We start from the raw sequence: 21,010 nt of genomic DNA on the forward strand, positions 1-21,010 counted from the left end.
CATTTGCTAATGATTATTCATGTATAGATTTCTCCCCAGCGATTTAATCCAATTTTCGTGGGAACATCCTAATAATTAAGTTCTAAAAATAACGCGGCACCTTAGTCATATAGTCTTGATATTCTCTCCCATATTTCTGCAGGCAGTACCGCTCTTCAGACAATGTTATGATATGGCAGGCAATCACTTCAATAGTATGGATGATAATTAACAACCAGGAACCAAGGGCCAATCCAACGCCGTACCAGGTGAAGTTATAGATAATATAAATCGGATTCCTGCTAAACCGGTATAATCCTTTAACAATCGGCTGGTCAAGAGGAGTAGTTACATAATTCCACAATGCTATGGCGTTTAAAGCCATGCCAGCCAAATATATACAAGTCCCGGCATAAAAATAAACGGTCCCGGTATTGATAGGCACAAAGACCGGGAAAATAACAGACCCAATCCAGGCAACCCAGGAAATGTAATAATTTATTGCCTCCCACAATGTTTTATGCGGATTTGCTGGCGTAAATAAACGTTTGTGAGTCCCTTTCCTGAAAAAGGGAATACCTTGATTAACGATAAGATAGATTAACGAAAACCACCATCCATTCCATAAACCAATTGAAAATTCCGGCACTAATTCCATTACTTTTACCCCCTATACTCTTTTTAATTGAATGTTATTTGACTAATATCAACCAAGTTTGGCAATCCGCTAAAATCAATATCTTTTATTTTATTCCGGTTAAAAATCAGAACTTCTTTGCTATATGCGATTGGTACATTGACAACTTCTTCATGTAACACAGTCAGTAAATAACTATAAATTTCCTGGATTTCCGCAGTATCTACCGTTTGAAACAGCCTGACGATTTTTTCATTAATTTCTTTTTTCCGGGAAAGCCCCTGCTGGGCCGGATTATCCCAACTATTGTTAAGCATCGGGCTGATATAGGTATGTGGATCATAGGGCAGTCCATAGGTGCTGCTTACCGCAATATCAAACTCCCCGGCAGTGCCTTTGTTGTAGGCAGTCATCATTTCCGTGCCGGCTGTCCTGGCATCAATGCCGATCTCCCTTAATTGCCCCTGTACAGCCTGGGCAACCTCTGTGTCCGAACCATAACCGGTGCGGTAAATCATTTCCAGAGTTAGCGGCTGCCCCTCCTTCTCCCTGATTGGCTGGCCAGGAACCTGTTTCCAGCCGGCTTCCTCCAGCAACGCCCGAGCTTGTTCCTGATTGTATTCATAAGGTACAACCTTGACATCACAATAAGGCAAATTGGGATTTAGCACATGGTCTGCCGGTTCTTCCATGTCGTAAAGAATATTTTTAATAATTGTTGCTTTATTGATGCTGCAGGCAATCGCCTTTCTTACCTTAGCATCCATTAATGGCCCTCTCGCTGTATTCAGCAGGAGTTTTCTGGTTCTCATCCTTTCTTCCGAAATTTTTACCCCAAAATTCTTGTCAGAGCGAAACTGGGCAACGGCATCCTGAGAGATCAAGCGTTCTCCCACCACAAAATCAACTTCTCCTGCCCGTAACGCCATCATTCTGGCATCTAACCCCGGGATGATTTTAACAATGTATTTTTTTGCCTTTGGTTTTTCGCCCCAATAACCTTCATTCCTGACGAATGTATAATATTTTCCCTTTTCCGACTGTTCCAACGCCAGTTGGTAAGGACCTGTGCCATAAGTTGCGGTAAACGTTTTGCCATAGGGGATATTCCCATTTTCAAATATTTTGGGTGACATCATGCCGGTCCATACACCGGTAAGATCCTGCAAGGCTGCGTAGTAGGGCTGTTTATAAATCAGCTTAACCGTATATTCATCAACGACCTCAACCGCTTCCAATTGAGCGATTGCACCGAACCACGCAAGCTGCACACCACTGTGTTGTTTCAGCATTTCCAGGTTCAATTTAACTACTGCCGCATTAAATGGGCTACCGTCGGTAAACATTACTCCTTTCTTTAAATGAAATACATATTCCCGGCCGTTCATTTCCCAGGACTCAGCCAAACGCGGCACGATTTGTCCCTGCTGATAGCCAACCAGCGTTTCATAAACCAGGGCCGAGTGAAAAAAGAACCCTTGCCCGCCGCCTGCGCCCTTTACATCAAAAGATGCAAAATCCACAGCATCACAGCTAACTACCTCTGCCACCTCGCCGCCGGGTAATGGATTATTTTTGCCGGCAGCCGCCTGTTCATCAGCACTGCCTGCCCGCCTGCAGCCTGCGGCAATCAGCGTGACTGTCAGGATTAAAACAACTAACAGACAAATCCTTTTTCTGCTCATTTTCTGCCTCCTTGTTCTTGACCATCGTTTTCAGTATTTGCTGCCTGTGCATATAGTTTTCTGTCCCTGGGATGAAGGGGTGGCAGGGAATCAACCAATAGTTTGGCATAGGGATGGTTAAATTCATGCAGCGATTTAATCCCCTCTACCGTTTCGACAAGTTCACCGTCTTTCATAACCGAGATCTTTTGCGACATATAAAGTGCAACATCCATGTCATGTGTAATAAAAAGATAGGCGCTGCCCATTTCCTGCCTGATTTCGCTCAACAAATCCAGGATTTTCTTTCTAATTGTCATGTCTAGTCCACTAACTGCTTCATCAAAGACAATAAACTGCGGATTGATCGCGATCGCTCTGGCGATACATATTCTTTTTTGCTGACCGCCACTGAATTGGTGCGGATATTTTTGTCCATCTGCCGGCAGCAGCCCTACCCGGTCAAGGAGATAAGCCACCCGCTTTTGTTCTTCTCTGTAAGATAATCCCGCAAAATTCCGCAGCGGCTCGGCAATGCTATCCTTGATCCGCCACCGGGGATTAAGAGAACTAACACTATCCTGAAACACGATTTGCATATTTCTGCGGATTGCTTTCATTTCTTTTTTCTTGATCCTAAATAGATTGCGCCCCAGGAATTGTACTTCACCGTCGTCCGGTTTTTCAAAACCAAGTATCAGTCTTGACAAGGTGCTCTTGCCGCAGCCGCTTTCTCCAACTAACCCATAGGTTTCACCCGCTGCCAAAGATAAGGATACCTGGTTTACTGCCGCCACATTCATTGGCTGCCCCTTGCAGTTTTTTCCATAATAGGTTTTCGATATGTTACTAACAATCAGCAGTGCACTCGCCTCCCGTCCATCAGCCTGGCGCTCAGCAGTTCCTTGGTATAGGAATGCACCGGCTCCTCAAACACTTGATAGATCTGCCCCTGCTCAACAATTTTACCTGCTTTCATTACCGCAACCTCGTCCGCGATCCGGGCGATTACGGCCAAATCGTGAGAAACCAGCACGATTCCCGGTTTTTCTTCGTTTTTGATCTTTTCTATTTCATCAAGCAGCAGCGCCTGGTTTTTTACATCCAAGGCGGTTGTTGGCTCATCCGCGATTAATACGGCAGGACTTGAAGCCATTGCTATCGCGGCCATGATCCGTTGCAGCATCCCGCCGCTTAAACTAAAGGAATAACTGTTCATAATTTCTTCCGGCCGCGGTAAATTCATTTTTTTTAGCATAGCTATACCTGTTGCATAAGCCTCCTGTTTAGAGATTATCCGGTGAGCCATCAGCGTCTCAATGATATGACCGCCGATTTTGATCAGCGGATTAAAGGCTGTCATCGGATTCTGCATAATGACACCGAGTTCATTTCCTCGCATACTTTGCAGTTCTCTGGCAGAAATTTTAAGAATATCTTTACCGTTTACCAAAACCCGTCCTGTGACAGCAACACTGCTTTGATGCTGTAATAGGCCCAGGATCGCTTTACAGAGCATGGTTTTGCCGCTGCCACTTTCACCAACAATTCCTAAAACCTTTCCTTGACAGATAGCAAAAGAAATATCCTGTACAACAGGTTTGCCCTTCCTGATACTAATCCGTAGATTTTCCACGCTCAATACCGTTTTTTCCATACTACCTCCGTTCTGGTCAGGCGTCAGGCGAGACAATATCACGCAAGGCTTCTCCCAATATATTAAAACTGCATACGGTAAAAAAAATGCACATGCCCGGATAAAACATTAAATGTGGCTGGGTGTAGATCATGTTTTTCGCATTACTGAGCATAGAACCCCACTCCGGCAGCTCAGCCTCCACGCCCAAGCCTAAAAAAGAAAATCCGGAAACCATAAGCACATTATGCGCAATCCCCAGACTGAAAAAGACGATCAATGCCGGTGCAACATTAGGCAGTATGTGTTTTATCATAATTACGCTGTCTGATGAACCGGCTGCTTTAGCCGCCAACACATAATTCTTGTTTCTTTCCATCAATACATGACTTCTTACAATCCGCGCATACCATACCCAATTCGCAAACACCATGGAAAACATTAGATTAACCAAACCCAATCCCAATACACTCACCAGGACTAACACAAAAACCAACGTTGGAAACGCCATCAACAAGTCACATATTCCCAAAAATATCCGGTCTGGTATTCCCCCATAATAAGCAGCTATCATCCCGGTAATGATGCTGATCAGACTGGTAAGCATCAATATCGTACCGGCAATTCCGAGTGAATATCTGGCGCCAAATAGCAGGCGCGACAAGATGCAGCGTCCAAGTTGGTCTGTGCCCAACGGGAACTCTGCCGATGCCTTGATAAAGCGCTTGGCAATGTCCACTTTCATTGGATCATTTGGTGCAAGCAACGGTGCAAACACAGCACAAATGATAATTGCTGCAACCATTGTCATACCAAAAACCGCTTGTTTATTGCTCAGCACATTCCAAAAACTGGTCATTATTTTTCACCTTCTTGCAAAAAAGCAGGATTAAGCCAAATATTGATGATATCGGCTAAAAGATTGCTAGTAACAACGATCACCGCCATAATTAATACATACGCATTGATCGCCGGAAAATCCCTGTCCATACTTGCGGCAACCGCATAGAGACCCATCCCTGGCCAGGAAAAAACACTTTCAACAATGACGGCTCCGGCAACCATATGGCCGATGGTCTGTCCTAATAAAGTGACCAGTGGCGAAACTGCATTCTTAAAAACATGCTTCCAGACAATGCGGCGTTCATTGAGGCCTCGGGCTTTGGCATACAAAACAAAATCCTTATTCATGATCTCCAGCATATTCGTTCTTAACAGTCTGATATTCATCGAGATAACCGGCAATGCAAGCGTTATAGCAGGCAACAGGACATGTTCGATTTTTCCAAAGCCCACAACCACTGCCAGCTTCCATTCCACGGCAAAATAGTAGATAAGAATAAATCCCAGCCAGAACCCTGGCAGCGAAATACCCGCCAAGGTACCCATCCTGATGAGATGGTCAAACCACTTATTCCGGTACACCGCCGACAAAATTCCCAGCGGAATAGAAACAAGCAAAATCAGCAGCGCGGCCACTGCCACCAACAACAAGGTCACCGGTAAAGCGGTCATGATGTCCTCGCGTACAGGCCGGCCTGAAACCAGCGATTGTCCAAAGTTCCCCTGAATGGCACCGGTAACCCACCGGTAATACTGTACATAAATTGGTTCATAAAAACCCATTTCTTGCCGCAATTGTTCGATTTGCTCCTGACCGGCATTTTGCCAGATTCGTCTGGCATAGGCCTCCGCCGGATCAACTGGTGAAAGATTGGTGATAACAAATGACAGCAGCGTAATCCCAATTAGGACAAATAATAAATTTACCAGTCTCTTAAAAATATAGCTTCTTAACATACGATTCTACAGGCGCTGTTCCAAACCGAGGTAGAAATGGCGCGCGGCCATGGGAAACTGGCCTGATGCATTCACCACTCCTTTTAATTCATAGGCCTGGTTAGTAAGATTATAGCCTTTGCAATATACCTTGAGATCGTCACTAATTTTATAATTAGCCGCTAAGTCAACAACCCAGTAGGAAGAGGAAGTAAACGTACTCAGATCACGACCAGTTGCACCACGCAGCATCAAACCGGCATCCCATTTGTCCTGACTATATTCAAGGTTTAAGCGATAGCCATTAGGCTGCGTATTGCCAGCATCACTCACATAAGCCGCAGTTGCTGAACTTTTCGACTGAATCTTAACATAGGAATAACCGGTCGAAAGTTTCCATGCCGGCGACAATTGCTGAGTTAATGTAAAATCCAATCCCCGCCGTTTTTGTTTGCTGGCATTGATAAGCTTATAGTCGTTAGGCGCAGCCGGGGAGTATATTGTTGATGTAATAGCATCTTCAACATTACTGCTAAACACGCTGGCCTGCAGCCTGATATCATTAGCCAGTTTAGTATTCATCCCGATTGTGAAGGTATCCCCTTTTTCCGGACGCAAATCCGGATTGCCTGAAGGTAAACCCACCTTATACAGGGATTCGATATTCGGCGCTTTGAAGAATTGCCCCCAGGACACAAAAGCATTAGTGTCCTCATTTAATTTCCGGTTCACAGCAAGACGGACTGTGTTTTTCCCGCCAAACGCACTATGCTCGTCATAACGCATTCCAGCAGTCAATGTCCAGGCTTTGGGCAGTTGCCAGCGGTTTTCCATGAATATGGCTTTATTTGTTATTTCTTTGTCATAGACTTGTAAATGCGGAATGTCTACTTTTACTTGTCGCCAACTGGCTCCGCCGACAATATCATAATGATCGGATATTTTCCAGTTATCCTGCCATTCAATGCCTGAAGACTTACTATTTACATAATAGTCTTTTACTTCCCACTTCGTTCCTTCCATGTAACGATGGACGTCCGACTTGTCAGAACTATAGTACGCTTTAAGCGACCCATCTGTCCCGGCTTTGTTTTTCCAATGGTAGGTCAAATCGGTGTCCTCATTACGGTGCTCTTCGTAAGCGGTAGGATGATAAAAACCATTCCCATAGTCTGGTGCCATTAAAAAATATCCACGGTCACCGTCAATGTAACGATAGGCTAACGTTAACCCCTGCCCTTCACCGAGTTCTTTGTCCAGCCTCACACTGACAGCATCTTTCTTGAGGGCGCTGTTGCCCATCCGCTGGACTGTGCCTGTTCTCGAATCTTTATATTCAAAATAGTCCTGTCGTTTACGCTCTGCTGAAATAAAATATCCAAAACCATTTTCACTACCTTCTGTCGTCAGTGTGTAATTTCTCATGCCCCAGCTGCCACTTTGCGTCAAAAAACGGGTGTCTGTCTTATCAGCTTTGCGGGTAATAATATTGATAACACCACCGGCGGCATCACTGCCGTACAAGGATGAGGCCGGGCCACGGACAATTTCGACCCGTTCAATACTTTTTACACTCGGTAGCAGCCCTAGATCAACCCCAAGTCCTCCGCCGCCTATGCTGTGTGAATCGGCATTAACCCTACGTCCGTCAACCATGATCAGTACCCGGGAATCACCATTAATATAAACTGAACTAATACAGTAATCTGCTGAACCGGAATCATAAATACCCACATTGGACTTTTCTAATAATTCCTGAACGCGGGTATACCCGCCTCTTTCAATTTCCTCGCGGGTAATCACAGTTACACTTGCCGCCGTTTCCACCTGTTTCACCGGAATACGGTTGGCAGTCACGACATATTCATCAAAGTCAAACTCCTGCTCTGCCACAGCTATCTCCGGCATCCCCAACATCAGTGAACATCCGATAAGCGTACCCAATATTTTTTTGGCTGACTGTCGATGTTTCATGTTGTAAATCTCCCTTTCTTTTGTATAAAGTAACATCTTTCATTCCGTGTTGGTTATAAACCAAATCTCCATTTTTAGTAGCCGCAGCATATTATTAAGTTGTAAATAAAATAAAACTCCCGCTCATAAACGGGAGTTTTACATAAACAGAATAGTACAATAAAAATCCCGGCACAAAGTACGCCGGGGAAAATACAGTACACCATCATGCACTTTAATCTCCTCCCCATCGCTCGTGGGTCAACAAACGGTGATTATCAGTTAGGCAGTTCTCCTGGCTCTGGTTCATTGTTCACCCAAACCTTCCCAAGATTCTCATCTCAGTGGTATAACTTGGGTTACTCCCCATTACAGTGGCGGGACCGCGCCGGTATTACACCGGTCTTCCCTATTAAGCCCTTAAAGGCACCTAACCTTGTAATATGTAGTTGTAATCATTTTACCAAATCCAAAAATATGTTGAACATTAAATAACTGCTATGTTAATGTCGATTATAATAGCGAAAAAAAAAACATTCAATACATATATTGTCAATACTACCTGTTAAGCAAAAAAAGCTACTTCCATACAAAAATGTACATTTATCATGCATTTTTTATCAGCTATTTATCAGCTATTGATAATAGATACCAATATTTGTTATAATAAACTAAATTATTAACCAGTTATTAAGTTATTTTAATTGGAACGGAGACACATAAATGAATAATAAGCTACACATTTCTTGTCCGGATGATTATTATGCACAGATGAAGGAAATCGGTTTTATAAGTCAAACATCCAATGACCTTTACAAATTTGAAATTCTAAAAGAACATGGTATCGGCGAAATCACACGCTGCTCTTATCGAAGCGGACTTGATGTTTCCTGGGCAACTTTATACCTAAAAAAAGAATTTACTTATGCGGTTCAAATGGAAAAAAAGTTTTTTTTTGAAATAACCTACATTACATCAGGTTATATTGAAATTTTCGATTCCTATACAAATAAATCATACCAAATTAACGATGGAGAGTATTACGTTAATGTAGCGGAAAAATGTAGAGGCCAGGCAACCTATCCCAAAAATATAAAAATAGGTTACATTTCTTTTAATATTTCCGAAGCATTTCTTTGTTCACAAGAAGAAAAAACTCACTTGTTTATTTCTGAAATAAACAGTTTACGCACATTTTATCGTGCTTGTATTCATCCAGTAGAAGCAAACACAGACATTAAGGCTATTATGAAAAAAACTATTAATTGCTATTACACTGCTGGATTTGCCCGCAGATTATTTTTCCAGGCAATTGCACTTGAGATTATATCCGAATGGATGACACATGTACATTTTATTCAATCTGCTCAAAAATTATCGACAATTAATTTAAGCAGTGATGATATTGGGTTACTATACCAGGCAAGACAAGAACTTTTTGAAAATATGTCTCAACCCCCTTCTATTGAAATGCTCTCAAAAAATCTGTGTTTAAATACCCATAAGCTAAAATTAGGGTTTAAAGCTCTATTTGCAAACACACCTTATGGATATTTACGAGATATACGACTGGAAAAAGCAAGAGTATTACTGAAAAATACTGATTGCAGCATCGGCAATGTGGCATCCCAAATTGGGTATAATAATAGCAGTTTTGTAACGGTGTTTAAGAAAAAACATGGAATTACGCCTACGCAATACCGCAAACAGTCAAAAACAGTGTTATTGTCACCAACCATAACTTTAACTGAATAATATGGTCGACAATGATTAAACACATTTGTTCAGGATTAAACTATGCAGCTGTAAAAAAGTCATGATGACAATGCTAATATTTAAATTCGCGTTGCCATCATAGCTTTTTTACCATAGTTATACTGTTACCGTTTCCTTTACATCTGAACCTAATTTAAATTGATACTTGCAGGAAATACCATATGTCCTTTCACTCCTTGTGCTTTGGCACCAGACATTTCAATAGGCACTAGTGCCTTATCGATCTATATCCGCTGCTCCAAACCAAGGGTAAAACGACGCGCCGCCATGGGAAATGATCCTTGATACCCCTCCGATCCATTTAATTCATAGGCTCTGTTCGTGAGATTATATCCTTTAAAATAAGCATGGAGATCAGCACTGATTTTATAGTCGACCGCCACGTCAACTACCCAGTAGGAACTGGACGTAAAGGCTGCCAGGCTGCGCCCGGTCGCACCACGCAATGCAATTTGTCCATTCCATTTATCCTGTAAGCAAGTCACCACTACTGGACATAAGCTTTCTCTAGCCCCCGATACACTTGCCATACACCTACTGAATTCTCATAGTCCATGATGTTTTTCTTCATGGCCGCGATATTGTTCCGGTGAAACAATACAATCACAGGCACTTGTTCGCTAATCAAGCCTTGTATTTTGTGATGGAGAGCCACTCGTTTCATGTTATTGGCAGTAATAACCAACTGATCAATCGCTTCCGTTATTTCCGGCGTTGTCAATAGACCATACATAGCCTTCGGATGATAATGACCACTCAGATAATGAGGCGACGGCTCGTTATGCGGAATATAGAATTGTCCAAACATTAGCAGATCATATCTTTTATTCTTCAGTGCATCCATCAAAGCGGCATCTTCCAGCGGTACAAGCTCGGCAATAATCCCCACCTCTTTGAGACTATTCTGTATCACCCCGGCCAAGAGACTATCCTCAGCATTTTTCGCGCCAAAGGCGATGCGCACCCGGAGAGGAACCCTGTCCTTCATACGAACTCCGTCCGGGCCAACCTGCCACCCTGCTGCCGTCAGATATTCTTGGGCTTGCTTTAAATCATAAGGAAGTACCACATCCTTGGGCATGACATATTCGCCAAAGACAGGAGAAAAGAAAGCATGTCCAGGCTCTGCGCTATCCCCCAGCAACCCCGGTATCATTTCTTTTATATTCAGACTGTGCGCCACCGCTTTTCTTACCCGCAAATCCTTCAAGACTGGATTATTTACGTTAAAATATAACATTTCAGACGTTTGCCCCAGACGTTTTTCAAGCTTCAACTTGTTATTTTGAGCTAAACGGCCTGCCGCCGTCAAAGACTGCCGTAAACTGATAAAATCGACCATACCCGCTTCCAGAGCCATTGCTCTGGCATCCGGGTCGGAAATGACTTTAAATACCAGTTTTTCATTTTTGGGTGCCTGACCCCAATAGTTATCATTTCGTTTCAGCACAAAATCCTGGTCTTTTTGCCAGGATTCCAATCCATAAGGGCCTGTCCCAATTGCCTTTACAACTTTTCCGTTTACATCCAACGCAGTGGGGCTGACAATTGCATAACTCGGCACCGTTAAGTCTGACGCGAAAATAAAGGACGGACTTTTTAAATGAAAAACGACGGTTAAGTCATCTGTAGCCTGTACATCGGCAATGTCCGGCAGAAATGATTTCCACATCCCGTTTCGCAGCCTGTCCATATTCTGTTTTACAATTTGTGCAGTAAGAGGCGTGCCGTCATGAAAAGCAACTCCTTCACGCAAATAAAATGTCCATGTCTTTCCGTCAGGTGTCATTTCCCATCGCTCAGCTAAGGCCGGCTGCAATTTAAAATCAGCATCCAATTCGACTAACGTATTAAAAATTAATGCGCGAATATAATATGACATGTTTGTTTCGGGATCACAGCCGCCCAAATCGGTACTTTCTCCAATTACAATCTGCTGAACCACTTGAGGTTTGGCACTGCCACATCCCGTAAAAACTATACTCACAAGCAACAAAGCTATACTAAAAAAAAAGCAGATCCATTTTTTCATTGTCTTTGACTCCTTACATGAAAATTACAAAAGCTTTAAAAATAGCGCGGCACTTTATTTTAGATGCGTTGTTCCAAACCAAAAACGAAATGACGCGCCGCCGTGGGGAATTCTCCTGCATATCCCTTATCTCCTTTCATCTCATACGCCCGGTTATTAAAACTTCTCCTCGCATTAAAAATCATCTACGAAATGCTGATTAGCGTATTGACTCAATTACCACCAGTTCAAAATATCAAGCGCTGTGCAGATTTTATTATCAAAAGTTAACTGATAATAAAAATTTCAGTTAACAAAAAAATCACTAGTTTTCCATTTAGCGTTTCAACGCTAAATGGAAAACTAGTGACCTTCAAGTCACACAAGTCCGGCTAAGTTCCTCATATTGGACAACTTACCTTGAATTGATCTTCAGATCAATAAAACTCACAACATCTATAAAAAATATGTTATCCGACAAAATTATTGGCTTTTACTTGATTATAGTAGCATGATAATTACTAGGCAATTTGTTTGCTTACAAATTACTACCTGATAAACAAAAAGACTATTATCATAAAAATATATCTGCATAGCTTTGAATTTTTATACACTATATACGTTGTTCCAAGCCAAAATAGAAATGACGAGCTGCCATGGGGAATTCTCCGGCTAAGCCTTCTACGCCTTTCATCTCGTAGGCTCTGTCATTGAGATTGTAGGCTTTAAGGTAAGCCTTGAGATTGGCATTGATTTTATAGTTAGCTGCTAAATCAATCACCCAGTAGGCGCTTGATGTATAGGCTGTTAAATCACGTCCAGTCGCACCGCGCAGCATAAGTTGTCCATCCCATTTATTATGATCATCATAGCCAATACTTAGCCGATAACCATTAGGCTGCGTATTGGTAGGCTCATTGCGGTAATCGTCAGCCCCCTGTCCTTTTTCCCTGACCTGAACATACGCATAGCCGGTGGAAATATTCCACATTGGTGACAGTTGGTGCGTTAAACTAATATCAAGCCCCTGCCGTTTTTGTTTAGCAACATTTTCATAAACAAATAACCCATCTTTCGGGCGCCATACTATTGCATCATTAAGGCGACTGCTAAAAACACTGGCCTGCAAATTCGTACCAGCACTCAGTTTTGTATTCATACCCAAAGTAAACGTGTCCCCCTTTTCCGGGCGTAAATCCGGATTACCCATTGGCAAACCAAGACTATACAGTTCTTCAACAATTGGTGCTCTGAAAAATTGGCCCCAGGATGCATAAATATTAGTATCATTATTAATTTTTCGATTCACGGCTAACCGAACCGTATTTTTACCGCCAAATACATTATGATCATCATGGCGCATCCCTGCAGTCAAGGTCCAATCACCAGGCAGCTGCCAGTGATTTTCCAGAAATATGGCCTTATTTGTGATTTCTTTGTTATAAACACTGCCAGCGGGAATATCCACGTTTATTTTCCGCCAACTGACGCCACCAACCAAATCGTCATTATTGGTTAGTTTCCAGTTATCCTGCCATTCAACGCCTGTAGTCCGGCTCTTTTCTATATAATTATCTACCGCAGGATAGGCTGTTCCTTCCATATAATGATGGTATTCTATAAGGTCATAGCTATGATAAGCTTTTAGGTAACTATCTGTCCCCGCTTTATTTTTCCATCGGTATGTCAAGTCAACATCGTTATCACGGTTAATTTCATAGGCGGTAGGCATGTGGTAGGGATACTTAGGTGCAGTCAGAAAGTAACCGTCATTACTATTGGCATATCGCCATCCCAGTTCCAGTGACCGCCCCTGACCCAAGTCCTTGTCTAATTTCATACTAACTGTATCCCGGTCAACAGCGCTATTGGGCATACGCTTCACTTCGCCTGTTTTCGCATTTTTGTACTCAAAATAATCCTGTCTCTGGCGCTCAGCAGTAATCAAATAACCAAAACCATTTTCTCTGCCTTCTGTCGTTAATGTATAATTTCTCATTCCCCAACTACCGATCCGCTCGGACAAGGTTGTCTCGGCACGATTCCCCTTGCGAGTAATAATATTAATAACGCCGCCGGCAGCATCACTGCCATACAGCGAAGAACCAGGCCCACGAACAATTTCAATGCGTTCAATATTTTTTACACTTGGCAAAGTATTCAAATTCACATTTGTTTTGCCGCCACCTACCATGGCCGCTTCCCCGTTAATCCTGCGGCCATCCACCATGATTAAGACACGGTCGTCGCCATTAATAAACACAGTACTAATACTATGACTGGACGAACCGGAATCAAACACACCAATATTAGCCTTCTCTAGTATCTCCACAACACGGGTATAACCGCCTTTTTCAATTTCTTCGCGGTTAATTACCGTTACACTGGCCGCAGTATCCGCTTGTTTTACCGGAATACGGTTGGCCGTCACCACATAGTTTTCAAGGTTAAACTCCTGTTCCGCCGCCATTGCTGCCGACGCCCCAAGCATTAAAGAACAGCCGATAAGCATACTCAATATTCTTCTTTGCCGCTTATTCATTTGTATTCACTCCTCCTAGTTTTCCCCCAACTTATTAAAGCAAAGATAAGTCTCAAAAATAGCGAGGTACTCTTGTCAAGTAGTCTTGATAAGCGTTTCCATATTTTTTTAAGCAGAATTGTTCCTCTTGCAGCGTTATTATATGACAAGTAATTACTTCAATTGTATGTATGATTATTAGCAACCACGAACCTAGTGCCAGTCCTACACCATACCAGGTTATGTTGTACGCGGCATAAATTGGATTGCGGCTAAACTTGTACAAGCCCTTTACAATCGGCTGGTCAAAAGGAGTTGTTATATAATTTAACAAAGCGATACTGTTTAACGCCATACCTACCAAAAATATAAATGCTCCGGTATAAAAAAATACTGGATTTTTTGCAATGTTTACAAAAACAGGATAAATAACTGCTACAATCCAGGAGATCCAGGAAATATAATAATTTACGGCAGCCCAAAAATTCCTTTGCGGCGTAGCAGGTGTAAATAAACGTTTAAGTGCACCTTTTTTTAAAAGCGGGATTCCCTGATTAACGATAAGATAAATTAATGTAAACCACCATCCACCCCAAAAACTAATTGAAAATTCCGGCATAAGTTCCATAAAAATTCCTCCCACATTATTTTACCGTGCTAAAGATTTTATCCATAAACAAGAACTAATCATATCATCTTTTCTCACCCCTCTCTACAAACACTGCTTTAATCTTTTCTATAATAAAAGGTCATTAAATTCTGGAGTGCTGTTAAATAACACCCCAAAAATTAATGACCTTCAAGCCATACATTTCATTGGTCTTCAGACCAATATATCTTAAAACCTCAAAATACACTGTTTTGTGGCAAAATTCACGAACCTTGCTTTGAATCATTATAATAGTGACAAAAAAACAATGCAATTCATATATAGTCAAAACTACTTGCTGAGAAAAAAACTCTACTTTGTTACAAAAAACGTATTATCCGGCAATTTTACGTGCTTCCTGTGCATTCCATAAAGATGCATAAAGACTATCTTTGCCAAGCAATGATTTATGTGTGCCGGCTTCAGCTACCTGACCATCTTTTAGTACCACGATTTGGTCAACTGCCAAGAATACTGGAAACTACAATACTTGCTAAGGCTCAAACAGTAAGCGCTCCTCCACATCAAGCAAATACAGTAAAGTACCTAATCGCTCCTCCTGAAATTTGTTGTAGTGCAAATGATATCGGTTTTGGCTGTCAAATAAAATGGAATACTCCCGCAAAACATTACGATATTTTTTTCTATAAGAGTGTGTATTAGCATATCCCTGCTGATAAAGTCTAATCAGCAGGGATATGCCAGATAAAACTTTTAACTGTCCAGCATATTTTGTGTTTGAGTTTTCACCATGTGACGATATAAGCCGTCTTGTTTTAGCAAATCATCGGGTTTGCCTTGCTGGGAGACATATCCATCAGACAAAACAACGATCTTATCGGCATTGGCGACGGTTCTCATACGATGGGCGATAATTAAAACCGTTTTATTTTTAATGAGTTCTGCCAAGGCCGCCTGAATTTTTGTTTCATTTTCCACATCCAAGGAAACAGTGGCTTCATCCAATAAGATGATGGGCGCATCTTTAAGAATGGCCCTGGCGATAGAAATACGCTGGCGCTCTCCGCCTGATAATACAGAACCATTTTCGCCAATAATTGTATCGTAACCCATAGGCATACGCGATACGAAGTCATCACACATAGCCAGCCTTGCCGCTTCTCTTACTTCTTCATATGTTGCATCACGTTTTCCCAAACGAATATTTTCCATGACAGTGTCATTAAATAAGGTGACATCCTGAAAAACAATCGCATAATTTTTCAGCAGCGCTTCCGGATCTATTGCCGTTATATCCTGGCCTCCCAGCGTAATCTTACCGGAATCTGCATCCCAGAAACGTGCCGCCAGCTTTGCAGCCGTACTCTTTCCACCGCCGGAGGGCCCTACAAGAGCTGTCACTTCTCCTTGTTTTGCCACGAAAGAAACATCTTTTAAAACAGATTCGGTGTTGTAAGAAAATTCGACATGGTCAAATTCAATATTATATCTATTAAGCCTATAATTTTTTTCACCATGTTGAACAGGCTGTGCTTCCATTTCCTGCATTCTTGTTATAGGAATTTCAGCCATAAAAATTTCAGCAATATTTGACAGTGTTCCGGACAAAGGATCGTACAATCTTGACGCCGTAATCAAAAAGAGCAGGTAAGTCAGCAAATCGGTTTTCCCTGCAATTAATAATTCACTGCCTGCCAATATTACTGAGGCCAAACCAAGCCTTAGCACCGCTTGTGCACTGGTCACACAAGCACCCAGTGTCAATTCAGAATGAATATGTGCCTGCTCTGCTGCATCCAGTTTTTTGTCCAATCCTTCTATATAACGTTCTTTCATACTGCAGGCCTTTATATCCTGGATGGTTTCAAGGCATTCCTGAATACCGTCGGCACAAATCCTTTTGGCTTGATAATGCTTAAGTTCGGCTCTGTTCTGCATATATTTTGAACCAATAATCATAAGAAACGCTGCCGGAATGACCCATAATACGGCAAGTCCCATCCGCCAATCCGTATAAAGCAAGCCAATGGCAATGACAAGTGTTGAAAGTATTGCCCCAAATAATTGTGGAACAGCATGGGAAAAAGCATGTTCCAATGTCACGCAATCTCCCATAATCGTATTTGTTAAGTCCGATAAATCTCTTTTACCGAAAAAGGACAAAGGCAACTGACGAAGCTTTTCCGCCAAATTAATCCTTCTTGTGGCGCTTTCCGTATAGGTAGAAATAAATACACTGGAATACTGTAAATACTGGCAAAAATATAAAACAATAAACACCACGAAAACAAGCAGCACATATTTCATCAGGTCAGGTGTTGAAGCGCTTGTCCCTAACAGCGGCTGTAACAGTTCAGCCAGCAGCATGATAAAAAGCCCCACAGGAAGCATCATACTAAGATCGGCTAAGGCACTGTATAAACTGCCCTTGATTAAATCCTTTACCCCTCTTTCACTGAGGGCAAATTTCTTTTGCAATAATTTAAGCATGTCCTACCGCCTTTCCGACCTTCCAGGAAACGGAGGTCTGATATTCCTGCCACATGTCGGCATACACACCCTTTTGCTTTACTAAATGCTCATGAGAACCTCGTTCCACAATCTCGCCCTGTTGCAGGACTAAGATACAATCAACATTTTTAATGGAAGAAAGGCGATGGGCAATCATTAATACCGTTTTTCCTTTCGTCAGATGTTTGAAGGCTTTCTGAATCTGATACTCATTTTCCGGATCGGCAAAAGCAGTCGCCTCATCTAAAATAATAATCGGAGCATCTTTTAAAATGGCTCTTGCTAACGCAATCCGCTGTTGTTCCCCGCCGGAAAGGTAAACGCCGTCAGTTCCCACAACCGTATCAATTCCCTGCGGCATCTTTGCCAAAATATCATCGCACTGCGCCAGATGTGCTGCATAAAGAGCTTCTTTCCGGCTTGCCTCGGGTTTGGCCGCACAAATATTATCCAACAGACTGGCTTTGAATAACTTTGTATTTTGAAATACAAAAGCGATTTTTTGCATCAAATCTTTTTCCCGAATCTCCCTTACATCGATTCCGCCGATTCTAACGCAGCCCTCATTTACATCCCAAAAGCGCGGGACAAGGCTGGCCAACGTTGTTTTGCCGCCTCCGGAAGAACCTACTAAAGCATAGGTTTTCCCCTGAGGCACAGTAAAGCTCACCTGATAAACAGCCGGCTGCTGATTGCCAGGATACGTAAAGGTCACATTTTCAAAGCAAATGCCGGTATCTTTCATTGATCCATCAAGGTTCCCTGCGGCAAGCGTTTTAGCCTGTATAATTTCATATACACGGCCAACGGCCTCTTCTGCCGCCATGATACTTTCGCCCATACGCATGATTTTACTCATCATGGCAACGCATAAAGGGACAAATAGCATGTAGAAAATAAGATCCAAAAGGAATCCTTTATAATCTGCTGCCGTTAAGATTAGCAATATACCTGCAGGTATCAAAAACAGAGAGGGGGCATTGATCGTAATGATAAATCCAACAAGGGGTACACGGCATGATAAAGCAAAATTTGATACAAACTTCCAATACTTTATAATAGATTCGTGGAAATTTTTAAAAGAATGAACTGTTTGCTGAAATACCTTTACAACCGGAATTCCCCTGACATATTCAACAGCAGCTGTATTCATTTCCTCAAGGGCATTCATATACTGATTCATAAATTCGGCTTTCTTGCCACCCATCATCTTTTTTAAGAAGAACAGGCTAAGCAAAAGCGGAACTAAGCAAACCAAGCCCAGCCTCCAGTCAAAGATAAAGAAAACTGCCAAAATTGCTAAAGGCATAACGACAGCGCCAGACACATCAGGCAATTGGTGAGCTAAAAAGGCATGTGTCAGACCGGCATTATCATCAATTATTTTTCTCAGCTTTCCGCTTGTATTTGTGTTAAAAAAACCTAGCGGTAAATTTACAATTTTATGCATAGCCTCTTTACGCATATTTTTCTCAACGCGAAAGGCAGCAAAATGGGAGCATAGCAAGCCTGCAAAATATAAAGCAATACTGAGAGCGGCAAAGCCTACCGCCAGCCAGCCAAACCTAGCTGTTTCCACAGCCTGCGCAAAATCCGGCAGCACTCTTAATGCATCTCGAATCACGAACCAAATGCAGATAAAGGGAACTATCGACAGTACAGAACTAAGCCCTGACAAAATCCAGGATAATACAAGAAGTATTCGATAACTCCCTGCAAATTCAAACAATTTCGCAACCAGTGAGTTTTTTTGAACACTCACATTCATTCCTCCTAAAAGTAAAATAACTAATAATTGCTGAATCAATGAAATTTAGGTTCTTTTGCTATCGCCTCCGTTGCGCCTAACGTTAATGCAAAGTCAATAAAAACACTTACAGCTTTTTTTGTCGTTTATTCATGCATGCTTTCTCCTCGCCGTTTAATTATTGTTAGCGAAAAACCCGCATTATGAATTTTCTTTTTAGTTTTGCCGCTATGTCTACATGCGTTGCTCCAAGCCGAAGACGAAATGACGCACCGCCATGGGAAATTCTCCGGCATAACCTTCAACCCCTTTCATCTCATATGCTCTGTTATTGAGATTGTAGGCTTTAAGGTAAGCCTTGAGATTAGCATTGATTTTATAGTTAGCCGCTAAATCAACCACCCAGTAGGCACTTGATGTATATGCGGCCAAATCACGTCCAGTCGCACCCCGCAACATAAGCTGTCCATCCCATTTGTCATAAGCATATCCAACGCCCAGGCGATAACCGTTAGGCTGGGTGTTGGTAGGATCATTGCGATAACCGGTAACATCCTCCTCTTTCTCCTTGACCTGAACATACGCATAACCAGCGGAAATATTCCACATTGGCGACAATTGGTGTGTTAAACTAATATCCAGACCCTGTCGTTTTTGTTTATTAACATTTTTATATGCAAGTAACAAACCGTCAGCATACCATACTATTGCATCATCAAGATGACTGCTAAAAACACTGGCTTGTAAATTCGTACGTTCATTCAGTTTAGTATTCATGCCCAAAGTAACTGTGTCCCCTTTTTCCGGGCGTAAATCCGGATTACCCAGTGGTAAACCGAGACTATATAATTCCTCAACAATTGGTGCTCTAAAAAATTGTCCCCAAGATGCATAAATATTAGTATTATTATTAATTTTTCGATTTACGGCTAAACGAACAGTATTTTTTCCACCAAATACATTATAATCATCATGACGCATACCTGTAGTCAAGGTCCAATCACTAGGCAACCGCCAATGATTTTCCAAGAATATGGCCTTATTTGTCGTTTCTTTGTTATAAACACTGCCAGCGGGAATATCCACGTTTATTTTTCGATAACTGACGCCGCCAACCAGATCATCATTATTTGTTAGCTTCCAGTTATCCTGCCACTCAACACCCGTAGTCCGGCTATTAATTACATATTTATCTACTGCCCAGGCTGTCCCTTCCATATAATGGTGGTATTCTACAAGGTTATAGCTATGGTAAGCTTTTAAGTAACTATCTGTTCCCGCTTTGTTCTTCCACCGGTATGTCAGGTCAACATCGTTATCGCGATTAATTTCCCAGGCAGTAGGAAAATGGTAGGGAAAATTGTGATATTGATCACTAGGTGCAGTCAGAAAATAGCCGTTATTACTGTTGGCATATCTCCACCCCAGCTCCAGTGACCGCCCCTCGCCTAATTCCTTATCCAGCTTCATACTAACCGTATCCTGGTCGACAGCACTATTGGGCATACGCTTGACTGAGTCTGTTACCGGGTCTTTGTATTCAAAATAATCCTGTTTCGTGCGCTCAGCAGTAATAAAATAACCAAAACCATTTTCTCTTCCTTCTGCTGTTAATGTATAATTTCTCATTCCCCAACTACCGATCCGCGCGGACAAGGTTGTCTCTGCACTGCTCCCCTTGCGGGTAATGATATTAATAACACCGCCGGCAGCATCACTGCCATATAACGACGAACCCGGCCCGCGGACAATTTCAATCCGTTCGATATTTTTTACGCTTGGCAAAGTATTCAAATTCACATTTGTTTTACCACCGCCTACCATGGCCGCTTCCCCGTTAATCCTGCGGCCATCCACCATGATCAATACACGATCGTCGCCATTAATAAACACGGTACTAATGCTATGACTAGACGAACCGGAATCAAAAATACCAATGTTGGCCTTTTCTAATATCTCCACAACACGGGTATAACCACCTTTGTCAATTTCCTCGCGATTAATTACACTTACACTAGCCGCAGTGTCTGCCTGTTTTACCGGAATACGGTTGGCAGTCACCACATAGTCATCAAGATTAAACTCCTGTTCTGCTGCCATTGACTCTGACGAGCCAAAAATTAACGAGCATCCAATAAGCACACCCAGTATTCTTTTTTGTCGATTCTTCATTTATATCACTCCTT

At 42.2% G+C, this 21,010-nt stretch carries 16 protein-coding genes and 1 riboswitch; of the genes, 1 reads left to right on the top strand and 15 read right to left on the bottom strand.

All coding sequences use genetic code 11. The features are described 5' to 3' along the window. Positions 1–82: 82 nt before the first annotated feature. From AC1ECB_RS12740 to AC1ECB_RS12770, 7 genes are read right to left on the bottom strand one after another with little or no spacing between them, the layout of a single operon-like run. Positions 83–637: a methyltransferase family protein gene (locus AC1ECB_RS12740; protein WP_485669037.1), complete on the bottom strand. Its 555-nt coding sequence runs from the start codon at positions 635–637 to the stop codon at positions 83–85. A 23-nt stretch (positions 638–660) separates the two neighbouring features. Beyond that, the gene (nikA, locus tag AC1ECB_RS12745) at positions 661–2,301 is read right to left on the bottom strand and encodes a nickel ABC transporter substrate-binding protein (RefSeq protein WP_485669038.1); all 1,641 of its coding nucleotides are present in this window, start codon (positions 2,299–2,301) and stop codon (positions 661–663) included. After that, positions 2,298–3,083 (bottom strand): ABC transporter ATP-binding protein, encoded by a 786-nt coding sequence (locus AC1ECB_RS12750; RefSeq protein WP_485669039.1) that lies wholly within the window; start codon positions 3,081–3,083, stop codon positions 2,298–2,300. The genes nikA and AC1ECB_RS12750 overlap by 4 nt, the downstream gene beginning before the upstream one ends. Positions 3,084–3,136: 53 nt before the next feature. After that, the gene (locus AC1ECB_RS12755) at positions 3,137–3,937 is read right to left on the bottom strand and encodes an ABC transporter ATP-binding protein (protein ID WP_485669040.1); all 801 of its coding nucleotides are present in this window, start codon (positions 3,935–3,937) and stop codon (positions 3,137–3,139) included. A gap of 16 nt (positions 3,938–3,953) precedes the next feature. After that, positions 3,954–4,775, bottom strand: a complete 822-nt coding sequence (locus tag AC1ECB_RS12760; RefSeq protein ID WP_485669041.1) for an ABC transporter permease — start codon at positions 4,773–4,775, stop codon at positions 3,954–3,956. Further along, a complete protein-coding gene (locus AC1ECB_RS12765; protein ID WP_485669042.1) occupies positions 4,775–5,716 on the bottom strand; it encodes an ABC transporter permease in 942 nt (313 codons plus the stop codon). Before AC1ECB_RS12765 ends, AC1ECB_RS12760 begins: the two co-directional genes overlap by 1 nt. A gap of 6 nt (positions 5,717–5,722) precedes the next feature. Beyond that, positions 5,723–7,669 (bottom strand): TonB-dependent receptor plug domain-containing protein, encoded by a 1,947-nt coding sequence (locus AC1ECB_RS12770; protein ID WP_485669043.1) that lies wholly within the window; start codon positions 7,667–7,669, stop codon positions 5,723–5,725. A gap of 247 nt (positions 7,670–7,916) precedes the next feature. Then, positions 7,917–8,097: riboswitch (cobalamin riboswitch) on the bottom strand. A 274-nt stretch (positions 8,098–8,371) separates the two neighbouring features. Between AC1ECB_RS12770 and AC1ECB_RS12775 the strand changes: the two genes are divergently transcribed. Next, positions 8,372–9,403, top strand: a complete 1,032-nt coding sequence (locus tag AC1ECB_RS12775; RefSeq protein ID WP_485669044.1) for a helix-turn-helix transcriptional regulator — start codon at positions 8,372–8,374, stop codon at positions 9,401–9,403. 245 nt (positions 9,404–9,648) lie between these two features. Here AC1ECB_RS12775 and AC1ECB_RS12780 read toward each other — a convergent pair whose 3' ends face one another. The 8 genes from AC1ECB_RS12780 to AC1ECB_RS12815 form a co-directional block, all read right to left on the bottom strand. Then, positions 9,649–9,954 carry a TonB-dependent receptor gene (locus AC1ECB_RS12780; RefSeq protein WP_485669045.1) on the bottom strand — a complete coding sequence of 102 codons (306 nt, stop codon included), beginning with the start codon at positions 9,952–9,954 and terminating at the stop codon, positions 9,649–9,651. Beyond that, positions 9,912–11,456, bottom strand: a complete 1,545-nt coding sequence (locus AC1ECB_RS12785) for an ABC transporter substrate-binding protein (protein ID WP_485669046.1) — start codon at positions 11,454–11,456, stop codon at positions 9,912–9,914. The genes AC1ECB_RS12780 and AC1ECB_RS12785 overlap by 43 nt, the downstream gene beginning before the upstream one ends. A gap of 592 nt (positions 11,457–12,048) precedes the next feature. Beyond that, entirely contained in the window at positions 12,049–13,977 is a 1,929-nt protein-coding gene (locus AC1ECB_RS12790; protein ID WP_485669047.1) for a TonB-dependent receptor plug domain-containing protein, read from the bottom strand. Positions 13,978–14,029: 52 nt separating this feature from the next. Next, positions 14,030–14,584, bottom strand: coding sequence for a methyltransferase family protein (locus tag AC1ECB_RS12795; RefSeq protein WP_485669048.1), 555 nt, complete (start codon positions 14,582–14,584; stop codon positions 14,030–14,032). Positions 14,585–14,939: 355 nt separating this feature from the next. Continuing rightward, entirely contained in the window at positions 14,940–15,074 is a 135-nt protein-coding gene (locus tag AC1ECB_RS12800) for a hypothetical protein (RefSeq protein WP_485669049.1), read from the bottom strand. A gap of 245 nt (positions 15,075–15,319) precedes the next feature. Further along, positions 15,320–17,056, bottom strand: a complete 1,737-nt coding sequence (locus AC1ECB_RS12805) for an ABC transporter ATP-binding protein (protein ID WP_485669050.1) — start codon at positions 17,054–17,056, stop codon at positions 15,320–15,322. Further along, entirely contained in the window at positions 17,049–18,839 is a 1,791-nt protein-coding gene (locus AC1ECB_RS12810; RefSeq protein ID WP_485669051.1) for an ABC transporter ATP-binding protein, read from the bottom strand. Before AC1ECB_RS12810 ends, AC1ECB_RS12805 begins: the two co-directional genes overlap by 8 nt. Positions 18,840–19,058: 219 nt before the next feature. Then, a complete protein-coding gene (locus AC1ECB_RS12815; protein WP_485669052.1) occupies positions 19,059–20,996 on the bottom strand; it encodes a TonB-dependent receptor plug domain-containing protein in 1,938 nt (645 codons plus the stop codon). Positions 20,997–21,010 lie beyond the last annotated feature (14 nt).

The organism is Sporomusa sp. 246TCP1, assembly GCF_057319775.1.

Bases quoted from the DNA above. Each gene is read 5' to 3' on its own strand.
- AC1ECB_RS12795 (WP_485669048.1), bottom strand. From the start codon at position 14,584: ATGGAACTTATGCCGGAATTTTCAATTAGTTTTTGGGGTGGATGGTGG.
- AC1ECB_RS12740 (WP_485669037.1), bottom strand. From the start codon at position 637: ATGGAATTAGTGCCGGAATTTTCAATTGGTTTATGGAATGGATGGTGG.
- AC1ECB_RS12780 (WP_485669045.1), bottom strand. From the start codon at position 9,954: ATGGCAAGTGTATCGGGGGCTAGAGAAAGCTTATGTCCAGTAGTGGTG.
- AC1ECB_RS12775 (WP_485669044.1), top strand. From the start codon at position 8,372: ATGAATAATAAGCTACACATTTCTTGTCCGGATGATTATTATGCACAG.
- AC1ECB_RS12785 (WP_485669046.1), bottom strand. From the start codon at position 11,456: ATGAAAAAATGGATCTGCTTTTTTTTTAGTATAGCTTTGTTGCTTGTG.
- AC1ECB_RS12755 (WP_485669040.1), bottom strand. From the start codon at position 3,937: ATGGAAAAAACGGTATTGAGCGTGGAAAATCTACGGATTAGTATCAGG.
- AC1ECB_RS12815 (WP_485669052.1), bottom strand. From the start codon at position 20,996: ATGAAGAATCGACAAAAAAGAATACTGGGTGTGCTTATTGGATGCTCG.
- AC1ECB_RS12750 (WP_485669039.1), bottom strand. From the start codon at position 3,083: ATGAATGTGGCGGCAGTAAACCAGGTATCCTTATCTTTGGCAGCGGGT.
- AC1ECB_RS12765 (WP_485669042.1), bottom strand. From the start codon at position 5,716: ATGTTAAGAAGCTATATTTTTAAGAGACTGGTAAATTTATTATTTGTC.
- AC1ECB_RS12805 (WP_485669050.1), bottom strand. From the start codon at position 17,056: ATGCTTAAATTATTGCAAAAGAAATTTGCCCTCAGTGAAAGAGGGGTA.
- AC1ECB_RS12790 (WP_485669047.1), bottom strand. From the start codon at position 13,977: ATGAATAAGCGGCAAAGAAGAATATTGAGTATGCTTATCGGCTGTTCT.
- AC1ECB_RS12770 (WP_485669043.1), bottom strand. From the start codon at position 7,669: ATGAAACATCGACAGTCAGCCAAAAAAATATTGGGTACGCTTATCGGA.
- AC1ECB_RS12760 (WP_485669041.1), bottom strand. From the start codon at position 4,775: ATGACCAGTTTTTGGAATGTGCTGAGCAATAAACAAGCGGTTTTTGGT.
- nikA (WP_485669038.1), bottom strand. From the start codon at position 2,301: ATGAGCAGAAAAAGGATTTGTCTGTTAGTTGTTTTAATCCTGACAGTC.